At 31.2% G+C, this 13,187-nt stretch carries 10 protein-coding genes; 2 read left to right on the top strand and 8 right to left on the bottom strand.

From position 1 onward, the window contains the following. Window positions 1-74: 74 nt before the first annotated feature. From OTK55_RS04810 to OTK55_RS04790, 5 genes are all read right to left on the bottom strand, one after another. A complete protein-coding gene (locus OTK55_RS04810; protein WP_274870921.1) occupies window positions 75-1,352 on the bottom strand; it encodes a tRNA (N(6)-L-threonylcarbamoyladenosine(37)-C(2))-methylthiotransferase in 1,278 nt (425 codons plus the stop codon). Between the two features lie 23 nt (window positions 1,353-1,375). Next, window positions 1,376-2,014, bottom strand: a complete 639-nt coding sequence (locus OTK55_RS04805; protein ID WP_274870920.1) for an HVO_0476 family zinc finger protein — start codon at window positions 2,012-2,014, stop codon at window positions 1,376-1,378. Window positions 2,015-2,017: 3 nt separating this feature from the next. After that, window positions 2,018-2,509: a homoaconitase small subunit gene (gene hacB, locus OTK55_RS04800; protein WP_274870919.1), complete on the bottom strand. Its 492-nt coding sequence runs from the start codon at window positions 2,507-2,509 to the stop codon at window positions 2,018-2,020. Between the two features lie 12 nt (window positions 2,510-2,521). Beyond that, a complete protein-coding gene (locus tag OTK55_RS04795) occupies window positions 2,522-3,508 on the bottom strand; it encodes a beta-ribofuranosylaminobenzene 5'-phosphate synthase (protein ID WP_274870918.1) in 987 nt (328 codons plus the stop codon). Window positions 3,509-3,652: 144 nt separating this feature from the next. Further along, window positions 3,653-5,278 carry a tRNA uridine(34) 5-carboxymethylaminomethyl modification radical SAM/GNAT enzyme Elp3 gene (locus OTK55_RS04790; RefSeq protein ID WP_274870917.1) on the bottom strand — a complete coding sequence of 542 codons (1,626 nt, stop codon included), beginning with the start codon at window positions 5,276-5,278 and terminating at the stop codon, window positions 3,653-3,655. A 130-nt stretch (window positions 5,279-5,408) separates the two neighbouring features. Between OTK55_RS04790 and OTK55_RS04785 the strand changes: the two genes are divergently transcribed. Then, window positions 5,409-5,714: a PRC-barrel domain-containing protein gene (locus OTK55_RS04785; protein WP_274870916.1), complete on the top strand. Its 306-nt coding sequence runs from the start codon at window positions 5,409-5,411 to the stop codon at window positions 5,712-5,714. A 17-nt stretch (window positions 5,715-5,731) separates the two neighbouring features. Here the strand turns inward: OTK55_RS04785 and OTK55_RS04780 are convergent, their stop codons facing one another. The 3 genes from OTK55_RS04780 to OTK55_RS04770 all read right to left on the bottom strand — a co-directional run bounded on the left by OTK55_RS04780 (window position 5,732) and on the right by OTK55_RS04770 (window position 10,332). Then, window positions 5,732-6,892, bottom strand: a complete 1,161-nt coding sequence (locus OTK55_RS04780; RefSeq protein WP_274870915.1) for a pyridoxal phosphate-dependent aminotransferase — start codon at window positions 6,890-6,892, stop codon at window positions 5,732-5,734. A 38-nt stretch (window positions 6,893-6,930) separates the two neighbouring features. Beyond that, window positions 6,931-7,629: a DNA repair and recombination protein RadB gene (gene radB / locus OTK55_RS04775; protein ID WP_274870914.1), complete on the bottom strand. Its 699-nt coding sequence runs from the start codon at window positions 7,627-7,629 to the stop codon at window positions 6,931-6,933. Window positions 7,630-7,779: 150 nt separating this feature from the next. After that, window positions 7,780-10,332 carry an STT3 domain-containing protein gene (locus tag OTK55_RS04770; protein WP_274870912.1) on the bottom strand — a complete coding sequence of 851 codons (2,553 nt, stop codon included), beginning with the start codon at window positions 10,330-10,332 and terminating at the stop codon, window positions 7,780-7,782. 517 nt (window positions 10,333-10,849) lie between these two features. Between OTK55_RS04770 and OTK55_RS04765 the strand changes: the two genes are divergently transcribed. Beyond that, the gene (locus OTK55_RS04765; RefSeq protein ID WP_274870911.1) at window positions 10,850-13,165 is read left to right on the top strand and encodes a DEAD/DEAH box helicase; all 2,316 of its coding nucleotides are present in this window, start codon (window positions 10,850-10,852) and stop codon (window positions 13,163-13,165) included. Window positions 13,166-13,187: the final 22 nt, after the last annotated feature.

The raw sequence follows: 13,187 nt of genomic DNA, 5'->3' as shown, positions 1-13,187 counted from the left end.
TATGTATTATTATGTTTTATTTTCTATTTTATTTTTTCTATTCTTAAATATATTATATTTTTTTATTTATATAGTTATTGAATTACTTCTGCTAGTAAGTATGTTCTTTTCCCTTCTAAAATCTTTACATTAACAAATGTACCTATTTTAGCATTATCTACTATAACATTTTTATAAGTATCTGTGTAGCCTACATATCCACCTGTAGAACCTTCGCCTATTATTAACACACGTTGTGTGGTACCTTCATATTTCTTGTTATTTTCAAGCATAACTTCTGATTTCACATCATTTACTCTGTGAGATCTATCCTTCATAACCTTGTGATCAATTTCATCCAGACTATTAGATATAGCACCAGGTCTGTGCATATACTTAGAAATATGAATAATATCTGGCTTAATCTCCCTTATTAAATCAAGTGTTTCACTGAAATCCTCTTCAGTCTCTGTTGGATAACCAACAATAATATCTGTTGCTAAAGAAATATCAGGTATCTCTTTACGGAATTCATTCACAATATATTTGTACTCATCAAGTGTATGCATTCTATTCATTTCAGTTAAAACCTTATCACTGCCTGTTTGAACTGGAAGATGTACAAATTTAAAGATTTTATCATTATTTTTAAATGCATCAATAACATCATGAAGTTTACCCTTAAGACTTTTAGGATGCATCATTCCAACACGAATCTTAAAATCACCCTCAAGAGAACCAAGCCTATTTAATAACTCGGCAAAGGATTCACCAGTATCATTACCAAAGCATGCAGTATCCTGAGCAGTTACTTGTAATTCTTTACAGCCATTGCTAATTGCATCCTTTGCTTCCTCTACAAGTACATCAATAGGATAACTTACAAGATATCCTCTTGCAAGACGTGTACAGCAGAATGTACATTGACCTTCACATCCTTCACAAATTTGTAAGATATGTATTAAGGAATTACTTGATTTTATACCTACTCCTGCCTTGACGAGATTTGTTTTTCCATATTCATGAACTACTTCGCCTTTAATTGCCTTGTCAACAACATCATTAATTTTATCTACTTTATGAGGACCAATCCAGCAATCATCTCCTGCAAACTTATTAAGTCTTTCAGGATCTACTTCAACCATACATCCTCCAACGATAAGCTTCTTGTCAGGGTACTTCATTTTTATATTTCGAATCTGAGTAATCATCTTCTGTTCTGTTGGAAGTTTAACATAACAAGTATTTAATATAATAACATCAGCATCAGCCATATCCTGAACAATTTCATGAGTTTCTGACAGCATCTTAGCCATTATATCACTATCAGCTTGATTAAAAGTACAGCCATGAGTTTCTATATATATTTTCATTTTATCACAGAGATATTTACAGTTTAATTATAGTCTTTTTCTTTTATAGTGGTTTTTACAACATATTCAGATAAATCATAGTTTACCCTTGATTTATCGTTTCTAGGTAATAATCTTCCATATACTCTCTTAATTACCTTAGCATATGCATATCCTTTTCTCATATTACGTTCTAACGTTTTAAATGCATATACTCTGAATTTTAGTCCGTTGACTTCACAAACATCACCTATTGTGAATATAAAGTCACGTTCTACTTCTAGTTTATGTGATAATACAGTTCCATGATTATCAATTGATAATCCTATACGTGCTAAGGTATCTAGTGATTTAGCCCATATTGTTTTTATATCAATGACAGGACATTCATATAATCTTTTTTCTTCCTTGGTTTCGATAGAAGTTACTTCAACATCTTTATCATCAATATATAATATTGTTCCTACTTCCAAGTATTCATCAGAGTACAGGGTAACGTTAGTCTTCCATGATGTTTCAAATTCACTGATAATAACTCTTACTTTTACTTCATGTGCTTCTTCAGGTGCTGTTTCATGATAAACATGACCACATTCGTCACATTTTACTAGTAAATCTCTGTTTTTTTTACCCTTACTTTTTATTACTTCAAATTCATCATAGCCACATACTGGACATACCATTTTCTATCCCTCATTCTTATTTTTTAAGTATTGATTAACTACTCCACCATTTTCTAGTATATCTAACATTGTTGGGTCAAATGGTTTTATTTTAAATGTTTTTCTGGTTGTTTTGTTTATTATGATACCATCATTCACATTTACTTCTACAATATCTCCTTCATCTACTTCTATATCTGCGGTTACTACTGGTAATCCTATGTTTATTGCATTTCTATAGAATATTCTAGCAAAGGATTTAGCTATTATTACTGATACACCTGCTGTTTTTATTGCAACTGGTGCTTGTTCACGTGAAGATCCACATCCGAAATTCCATCCGCCGACTATTATGTCACCCTTATTTACCTTACCTGCAAATTCTGGGTCTTCTGCTTCCATTACGTGTGCTGCTAAATCTTCTGGGTTAAATGTTCTTAGGTATCTTCCTGCTATTATTACATCTGTATCTATACAATCTCTAAATTTCCAAACTTTTCCTTCCATATTTTTCATTGTTTACACCTTTTATTCTTTTATACATGCTCCGTGATTTTTTCCTTTAGTTATTATTACTTTACCGTCATTATCCATTAAATCAATTAGGTCTCTTTTTATTGCCTTGGGATTTGTATCTGTTATACCAAAGCATGTCGGCCCGAAGGAACTCATTCCTGCTCCAGGAATACCATTATCTATCATGTAATTTATAGTATTGTTAATTTTATCTGATTGCAGGTTTCGTTCTACTTTTTTAAATCCTATTGATTGTATTTTATTTATTGCATCACCGAAGTAGGTTATATCTTCTTCTATTACTGCTGGCATTAACTTCATTAATGTAAGATAGGATATTCTTTCAACATCCCGTATATCTACTGGTGAGTATGATTGGAAGATGTTTACTTCCTTTGTTCCTGATGCTCCATTATCTGTGTTTGGTATTGCTAGTATTATATTCCAATCCTCGGGGAAATCATATCGTGCCAGTAAGGGTGGAGGAGCTACATTTGATGCTGATGAGGGTAAAAAATCATTCTTTATTGACGTTCTATGACCACCATCTATCAGTAGTCCACCATACTTAAATGAATGTACACCAATACCACTTGTTCCACCACGATGTATTATCTTTGCTAATTCATAGATTCCTAGGTCAATCTCATTTAATTTAGCAATTAATTGTCCAGTTGATAAGAGCAACTGTGTTCCTAATCCTAAACCCTGATGTATAGGATATATTTCCTCTACATTAAATGTATAATGCTTTTCTATACCAAGATAATCCTGCATATTCTTTGATGCAATTAACATCTTTGAAGTATATTCATCATCAGAATTAGAAATATTACATTTATCATTAAACAATATTTCAGTTTGAGAATCATTCTCCTCACATTCTATAATTAATGATGGTTCCTTAATGGCTATTCCAATACCACCATCAACACGTCCCTCTGACCCATTCAGGTCAATTAATGATAAATGTAGTCTTGCTGAAGTTTCCAATCTCAATATGATACAACCTAATATAATGTTCCTTTAATGTTTTATAAACTATATTTATGTTTGTGAATTATTATTTATAGTTTTTATGATAAGATTAAAAAAAGAGAAAAATAACTAAAGATAATAAAAAAAGAAAAAAAGAGAATTTGTTTATATAAATTTTGACATGTATGGTCCATCTTTATGATATCCTAGTTTTCTATAGTAATCTCTAACACCAATACCACTAATTATTAGTAATTTATTCTTTTCATACTCTTCCTTAGCTATTCGTTCAGCCTCATGTAGCAGTCTTCCACCATATCCTTTGTGTTGCCATAGATTTTCCTTGTTCTTACCTATTTTCTGCATTTGACCATAAACATGTAATTCTCTTATAAGAGCACTATTTGGTGTTATTTCTGGTCTAAATGTATTCTTTGAAGGAATTCTTAGCCTAGTAAATCCTATGATAATATCATTACCAGGGTCTTCTATTGATAAGAATATTTCATGACCGCCCGTGACATCATAATCAGTTCGTAGTAATTCAATATTATCATAATCTGGTTCTATACCATGAGCTCTCTTATGACCAACCTCTCTACAACGTATACATTGACACTGAATATTCTCCTCTTCTAATCTGTTGTATACTAATTCCCCAAGATTTGATTTCTTTACTCCCGCATCAATTAAAGTAGCTGGTATATCTCTCTGAATTCTCATTGTACGTACCCATTTTGGTAGTATTTTCTTTACTTCAACTATTAAATCCACTGCCTGCTCAGAGGTGTATGGTTCATACTCGCCTCTTTTCCACATTTCATAGAATTCAGAGCCCTCTGTTACTAAACATGGATATATCTTTAACATGTCTGGACAGAAGGATGGCTCTGTAAATAATCGTTTAAACATGTTAAGGTCACTTCTAGGCGTTGAATATAATCCCGGCATCATATGCATTGCTACTTTTATTCCAGAATCTCTGAGTGTCTGGTTTGCCTCAACTACATCCTGAATTCTATGACCTCTATCTATTCGTTTATAAATATAATTATATAATGTCTGAACTCCCAGTTCTACTCTTGTAACTCCAAATCCTAACATTCTATTAACATCTTCAGTTTTAGAGTAGTCCGGCCTTGTTTCAAAGGTTAAACCAACACATCTTACTTTACTATGTTCATTACTTTTCTTCACATCATGTAAGTACTTGAAATCTGTTGGCGGTACTATATCTGCCTCTTTCTGATTTCTTGGTATGGTATTGATGATAGATTCAAAATCATTCATTGCCCTTAAACATTGTGTTACAAACCATTCCTGGTAATCAAGTGGTCTTGATGCAAATGTTCCACCCATTATTATTAATTCAACCTTATCAATTGGATGTCCAATATTTCTTAATTGATATAATCTATTAAATGTTTGTACATAAGGATGGAAGCTAAACATTCTTGCTCTTAATGCTGCAGGCTCTTCACCAGTATAACTAGGAGGAGCTACACTACTTTCAGGACAATATTTACATCGTCCATGAGGACATTTATGTGGATGACACATGACTGCAACAATAGCTACTCCAGAAATTGTCCTAGTAGGCTTTTTCATTAAAATAGGTCTTAATGTTTCTAGTTCTTCTGGTTTTGCATATTGTAATATCTTAGAATTACTCATAAATCCCTTTAATTTTAAATCCCTGCAAGTTTGTATTTTTAATTTTTCCAACTCTTTCTTTGTTGTGATGTTGTTTTCAAGAGCTTTTTCAATTATTAGTCTGCAAGCATCTTCCATTATTCAATTCTCCTTATCATAAAATTCTTATTTAATAGTTTTTTTTATTTTTAATCTAATATAAACATACAAACATTATTTTAAGTTAGTTAATAATAATATATAGTAGAAATAAAATTGAGGAACTTTTATGAAAATTACTGAAATTATCGATAAAAAAGTATTAGATGACGATGCTAATGAAATAGGTAAAGTTCAAGATATTGATGTTGATCTTAAAGAAAATAGAATCAATAATATTACTATCAACTCTAATGAGTTAAGTTTAAGAAAAACTGTGGTAGTAGCAGATATAGATATGATTTCTGAGGTAGGTGACTATATATTATTAAATGTACCTAAATCTGAAATTTCCAAAACAGACGAATCCAAAGAAGTTCCAGATGTAGAAGTAGTTAATCCAAGTGAATTAGAAGAAAAAAGTAAATCTAACTAATTCACTTAATTCTTTTTTTATTCTTTTTTCCGTTCCTGCAATGTTAAAATAGCATTTTTAAACTCTTTTTTGAATTCCATAACTTCTTCTGTTGGTATGGAATAACTTACTCTTATATATCTCTCACCAAAGAGTTTACTTGTATAGTTTCCTTCTCTTACAAAGATATTCTTTTCCTGTAACAAGTATTCTGATATTTCAACTGGTTTTAATCCTGTTCCTGACACATCTATAACCATCATATTAGCATCTGAAGGATATACAGGCAGAAATGTTCCAGGTGTTTCATCAACAGCTTCTTTTATTATTTTTTGATTTCTGAAACAAGTTTCTCTTATATCATTAACCCATTTATCCTTTGTTTCTAGTCCTGCTATTGCAGCTTCCTGTGCTAATGAGTTTGTTCCTAAATCATTTATAACACTTGCTCTTATAGGTCTCATTAAATCTGGAGAACAGATTACTGCACCTATACGTAGACCTGCCATACCAAATATTTTTGAAAAACTGTATATTGTTATTGTATGTTCTGGTGCATATTTTGCTACTAGTGTATGATCTCTTGCAAAGTCACGGTATGTTATATCATGTAAAACAATGATATTATTTTCTTTTGCTATTTCTGCTATTTCTTTTATTTCCTCTTTAGTATATGCTGTTCCCAGTGGATTTAATGGATCAATTAATACTATTAGTTTTGTTTCCATGTCAATATTTTCTTTAATTAAATCTGGTGTTAACTTGTAACCGCATTCCTCATTGTATATTGGTACTTCTTTTACGTGGTTTCCAAATCTATTACAGAAGTTATTGATTATAAGATATCCCGGATCTGATGCTATTGTATTTGTAACATGATATAATGATGTACTTATTGCTAGATATAATGATTCTGTAGCACTAGAAGTAATTTGCACATCAAATAGATTAGGATTTAAGTCTAAATCCTTGAGTATTAATTTTTTTAATTCTGGAAATCCTTCTGGTGGTGGATATTTACAGTAATCTCTCTTCTTTGCTGCTGTTATTAGAGCATCCTCTATATGTTTATCTTTCTGTAGATGGTTTGTATTTTGTCCCATCCATATTAGATCCTCTTTTTTGTATGTGTAATCGAAAAAATCATTAATTGAATCAAATCCATTCGGTACTCTTTTCTCTTTTTTCTTAAATACCATGAATAATTACCCCCTTGTTTTATTATTTTAGTATATTCTTATGTTATTCCGTTATCTACAATTTCAAATGTTACTGATTGGCCTGGCGCCTTTGTTTTATGTCTTTGTAATATCGCAGTTCTCGCCGTTGAACCTATTTTTCTTTCAATTTCAATAATTACTTTACTCCAATACTTTAGGACTGTTCCCCCAATAGGTTCAACTATTAAATCATCAGAATCAAATGGGGAATATATTTGATTTGTTATTACTACCGCTATGTCATAATCTCTACTCATTTTAAGCAGATGTGCCATTAGTCTTCCTAGTTTTTTATTAATTTCAGAGGGGTCACCCTCTTCAATACGATATAATGCTACAATAGAATCTATGATTAATATATCAATGGATTCTTCTTTTTTTAGTAGGTCTTCTATATTTTGTATTTCTAGTTGTTGTTCATCAAAGGAAGATGGTTCTAATAGAAAAATATTACCTGATATAGAATTAAAATCAGGTCCCGCTATTTGTTGAATACGTTCCAATGATAATCCACCCTCAGTATCCATGAATATGGCTTTTTTACCATTCTTTGTGGCTTCATATAATATTTTCAAGGCAATATTAGTTTTTCCACAGCCCGGTGGTCCATAAAACTGTGTGATACAACCTTTCTCAACGCCTCCCCCTAGTATTTCATCAAGTGAGGAATTAGTTGGAATTAAATTATATTTTGTTAAATCTGAAAGTGTTTTCATTTAAAAAAATCCCCATATCTAATAAAATTGTATAGTAATAGATAATTCTATCATTTATAATATAAATATTTGAATTAATTTTCTAAAAAAATAGATTCTAAAATGCTTTTCATGATTCTAAAAATAATAAAATAATAAAAAAGAGGGAGGTTATGATGTGGTATTTACAGCTTGTACCGCATTAGTGTTATTATTAGGATACTCATATACATCCCATACACTTATACCTGGCTCTGAGTGAGTCATGTTAAATCTAGTGGTGTTCATTCCACCTTCTAGGTATAATTTTGTGAAGACTGAATCTTCAAGATATGAGTCAAATAATATTGTGAAGTATGAACCATCATCTTGTTGCATAGCCATTATTGACATGTTACTGTTATTGTTAACAATTCTTTCAGATAATTGATTACCACTTATATAAATTATTTTATGTGGTTTAATCAATTCATTACCTGTTCCGTCACTTAACTCTTTAGCCATACGTTGTTTGTCTTCTGCTGTAGACATGTTTAATGATTTGTTTAATTTTGTTTGGTCCACGTATGCAAAGGTCATTGGTGTACTATTGGTATCATTACTTGTTGACCCTACTCCAATTACTCCATTTTCCATTCCCATTGTGAATGGTTGACCATTTACATTCTCTGTAGAACTTTGTGCTGGATAGTATGAGTAGTGTGTGGAATTTTCACTTGTGAAGTTCCATGTACCAAAGTATGACCACCATGCTGCTTTTGAAAGCATATCTGAACTTAGGATTAAGTTTATTGGTTTTGTATGTGCTGGATGAGTTAAATCCAGTACTGAGTTTGCTTGCTGCTGATTTAATCCATATGTTCCTATTAGTGCTGCATTTGCCTGTGTTCTGTCCATTGGTAATATCGCATTTAATATTTCTACTGATTTACTTGTATCGTTAGTGTATAAATCTAATGTGTTAGATGCATCTTCACCACTGTTTGCTAACATTCTTAGTATACCTGCAGATAAGTTTTCATTATGCGTCTGCAGAGCATTACCTATCCAATAGGCCCTCATGTTGTTCTGTGAACCTCCGTCGAATACTACTTGACGATCAGCTACTGCTGTGAATAGGTGACCAAAGTCCCACCAGGATGCTAATACAGTATCCTGAGGTGTGTTAGCTTTTACCCATGTTAGTGTATTATACATGTTATCATCAGTACTGCCTACTGCCTGTGATGCTGTTGTATGGTCAGCTACAACAGGACTTACCACTGCTAATAATACTAGTATTGCTGCAAGTAGTGCAACATAACTGTATTTTTCAGTTTTAAGGTCAATGTATTTTACAATGAATCCTACAAATAGACCTGATAATAATGCTACTGGAACTGCGAACTGTTCTATAAATCTTGTACCCTGCATTAACATTATTGAAATACCAATTATCCAGAATAATGTTAATAGGAATAAGAACAATTGATTATATTTTTCATGTTGTGTCCATTCGAATTTACCTGGTCTAAATACATGTTCATGCTGTACCATTTCTTCTGCTTTTTTAGTTTTAGGAGTGTATCTTTTGTTTCTAACTTTCTTATCAGAAACATCAGTTTTTGTTTTCTCCACTTTTTGAGCAGATTTCTTTTCGGTTTTTGGTTTTTTCCTTAAAAGATATATGAATAATGGTATACATAATACTGCGAATAATAATGCGAATAATCCACCTGATTGATTAGCTACATCAATAACTGCTGGAACTTGCATCTCACCTACAGATACATATACGTTAGGGTATGCTGAACCTACAGTAGCATTCTGAAGACTTGTTGACATTCCTATAACATTTATCAAGGATTCGATTGTTCCTGTTCCTACAGTAATTAATAGTAATATACATGATAATACTATGAATACTACTAAGGGTATTGTTACTGGATTATCTTTAAGCCATTGAACATTATTCGGAATCTTTTTACCATCCAGTCTATCCATAAAATAGGAAGCTGGAAGGTATAATATTAATGTACCAAATGTTAATAACACCATGTAAGTGTATCCACTCCATGATAGAGAGAATAATGCTAGGAATAATGCTGCTATTACTGAATACAGTACTTTATATACTGGTTTTTTCGCATATACACTTTCTGTTAAGAATAATGCAATCATCAATGGTATCAATACGTTGAACATATCTGTATCAAAGAATCCTGCATATGTGTGTGAGAAGTATGCTGGTGCCGCACCTGCAATTACACCTGCAACTATTGCACCCCATTCATTACCTGTACTTCTTCTTACAATGAAGTATGCTGGTAGTACTGCTAATGATCCAATTATTGGGCCTAACCAAAATGCAACTTGAGTTAATGATACATTTCCAAACATATTAACAATATTATAAACTGCTGCTGCTAATACAACTATGGTTGGTTGATAATCCGCTTCACGACCATTCGGTGACGTAGACAGTGAATCCCAGTCCGAATCATTAACCACTGTATCTCCCAGATGTCCCGTGTTTAAATAATTCTCTGTTAAACGATAGTTATAATATGAGTCTATCTCTGTAAAATAAGGCATGCCACTATCGTCTTCATATAATGCCTTTTGACTTTCATCGGTTATTCCTCCGAGATTAATAGTTTCTGCTCTAACAGCAAAAACGGCCAGTACTAGTAATATTGCTATTATAAATGGCGCTATCTTTCTTACTAAGTTTTTATTGTCCATGTGATAATTCTCCTTTTTACCTCCAATTTTGATAAAAAAAATAGGATAATCTTCGTTTTACTGATAATTTTTAGTTAAATCAAATTATAAACTGTATCTAACGAGAATATATTAACTAAATATAAATTTAGATTGTTTATTTATATCAATCAAAAAATATCCTTATAGAAGTTTATGATTAAAGATATATTTAAATTTATAAAGAATAAACTAAAATTAAAAAATTAATAAAAATATTGAAAAATAAAAAATAAATAACAAAACTAAATAATACATATTTTAAAATGTTTAATAACTCCTTCTGATTAATAACTGTAAGTGAAATCTTAATAAAAGATTAAGCGTGTCAATACCTTTAAAAAAAATAGATTAACATCAAAAAATATCTAACAATCTGAAAAATTATATTTATTAAAATAATAAAATCAAATATAATATAATAGAACAATTTTTACATTAAATTTTCAAAATGAATTAATAAATTTCTAGTACAATAAACAAAAGGTAGTTAAATAGAATGATAAAAGACATACTAACTTATTTTCAAAATAAAAAATGGTTCAGGGACAGAATAGAACATATAGAAGAAATACCTGCAAGACGAGCAAGATACACTCTTGAACAGGTAGAATTACCCGAACCTCTGGAAAATTATCTTAACGACCATAACATAAAATTATACACTCACCAATACGAAGCACTAAAACATGTCAGAAATGGAGAAAATGTAGTTATCACTACTCCAACAGCAAGTGGAAAAACATTATCATTTACACTACCAGTAATAGAAGACCTGACTAATAACAGAGAAGACACAGCACTATACATATATCCAACAAAAGCATTAGCAAACGACCAGTTAAAAAGCATATTAAGTATAGATAATGAATGTAACCTAGACATATACCCCGCAAAGTATGACGGAGACACACCAAAATCCAAGAGACCAGAAATAAAAAGAAAATCAAGACTAGTTATAACAAATCCATACGAACTACACTATATACTACCATGGCATGAACAATGGCAAAGATTCTTTGAAAATATTAAATACATAATAATAGATGAAGCACACCAGTACCGTGGCGTATTTGGGTCAAACATGGCATTTCTAATAAGAAGATTAAAAAGAATCTGTAAATATTATGGTTCAGAGCCACAATTTATTATATCAACAGCAACGCTAGCAAATCCTATGGAATTTAGTGAAAAACTAACAGGACTTAGCTATAAAATAATTGATGACAATGGATCACCTTCCGGAAAGAAATACTTCATGTTCTTCAATCCATATGCAATTGAATCCAAAAACCCATCAATCCACAATGACACATTAAAACTATTCAACACATATGTACAGAATGATTTACAAACAATCTGCTTTGAAATATCACGTAAAATGGCAGAAGTTATAGCTTTAAGATCTAAAAAAGAACTAGAAGTAAAACAGCCCGAACTATCAAATAAGATAACAGCATACCGTGCAGGATACACAGTTGAAGAAAGAAAAAAGATTGAAGATAATCTGAAAGAAGGAAAAATAAAAGGAATCGTAACTACAAATGCATTAGAACTTGGAATAAATATTGGTTCATTAGATAGTGTAATAATATCAGGATATCCTGGAACATTAATCTCAACATGGCAGCAAGCAGGACGTGCAGGAAGACGAAACCAGGAAGCTTTAATAACAATGGTAGCATTCCAGAATCCGTTAGATCAATACTTCATGAAACATCCTGAAAGATTTTTTAACAAGACACATGAACATGCAATAATCGACCTTAACAATCAGCAAATACTAAGAGAACATCTGAAATGTGCAGCATATGAAATACCATTAAAACTCAATGAAATAGAAAGTTTCGGATTTGATGATGAAGGAATAGTTATTGATGAAATAAGTGACCTTGAAACAGAGGGTATACTAAAATATTCTAACAATCAATGGATTTACAATGATGAAAGAATATTAAAACAAGATAAAACACCAAATCTTGAATTAAACCTTAACGATGTAAGGTCAGAGCCATATGCTGTATTCAATGGACGTACATTCCTAGAAGAAATGAGTGAAAAACAAGCATTCAGAGAAGCACATGAAAACGCTGTATTAATACATAATGGTGACACATATCTTGTCAAAGAATTAGACATTCATAAAAAACGAGTATATGTGAAAAAGAAAGACCTTAATTATTACACTCAAGCATTAAAAGAAGTTGATGTGAAGATAATTAAAGAAGAACAACAGAACACTATAAATAACATTAAACTAAGCTATGGTAGACTTAATGTAACAGAGAAATATGATAGATATAATGTCATAAAATTCAGTAAAATCACATCATCCAAAAAATTAAACCTACCCCCATTAAACTTCAAAACTAAGGGATTATGGTTTACAATACCATTTGAAATAAGAGAAAAAGTAAAAGAAACACTTAACACTGACACTAAATTTGAAGACGCATTTATGGGCTGCTTACAGGGCGTGGCTAATGTTATGTTATCAGTAACTCCTTATCATGTAATGTGTGATACTTATGATTTAGGCGGTGTTACAAAAAATATGCATGAAGACACCTTAAACGCAACGATATTCATATATGATGGATTTGAGGATGGTGTTGGATTAACTAAAAAGGCATATAAATTATTTAAAGATATTATTAAAATGTCTTATGAATTAGTAAGAGACTGTGAATGTGAATCAGGCTGTCCTGCATGTATATATTCATCACAGCAACAAACTGATGATAAACATCTAAATAAAGAGGGTACACTTCTAATATTAAAGGAATTATATAATAATATTTCAAAAAATGAATAAAAAAAATAGAAAATAGAAAAAG

The organism is Candidatus Methanosphaera massiliense (genome assembly GCF_028890305.1).
Classification (GTDB): domain Archaea; phylum Methanobacteriota; class Methanobacteria; order Methanobacteriales; family Methanobacteriaceae; genus Methanosphaera; species Methanosphaera massiliense.
The sequence above is the reverse complement of the archived record's forward strand: the minus strand, read 5'-3'. Positions and strand labels throughout refer to the sequence as shown.

Coding starts and splice junctions, on each gene's coding strand:
- OTK55_RS04780 (WP_274870915.1), bottom strand. CDS start 6,892: ATGGTATTTAAGAAAAAAGAGAAAAGAGTACCGAATGGATTTGATTCA.
- OTK55_RS04805 (WP_274870920.1), bottom strand. CDS start 2,014: ATGGTATGTCCAGTATGTGGCTATGATGAATTTGAAGTAATAAAAAGT.
- OTK55_RS04790 (WP_274870917.1), bottom strand. CDS start 5,278: ATGGAAGATGCTTGCAGACTAATAATTGAAAAAGCTCTTGAAAACAAC.
- radB (WP_274870914.1), bottom strand. CDS start 7,629: ATGAAAACACTTTCAGATTTAACAAAATATAATTTAATTCCAACTAAT.
- OTK55_RS04765 (WP_274870911.1), top strand. CDS start 10,850: ATGATAAAAGACATACTAACTTATTTTCAAAATAAAAAATGGTTCAGG.
- OTK55_RS04770 (WP_274870912.1), bottom strand. CDS start 10,332: ATGGACAATAAAAACTTAGTAAGAAAGATAGCGCCATTTATAATAGCA.
- OTK55_RS04785 (WP_274870916.1), top strand. CDS start 5,409: ATGAAAATTACTGAAATTATCGATAAAAAAGTATTAGATGACGATGCT.
- OTK55_RS04810 (WP_274870921.1), bottom strand. CDS start 1,352: ATGAAAATATATATAGAAACTCATGGCTGTACTTTTAATCAAGCTGAT.
- hacB (WP_274870919.1), bottom strand. CDS start 2,509: ATGAAAAATATGGAAGGAAAAGTTTGGAAATTTAGAGATTGTATAGAT.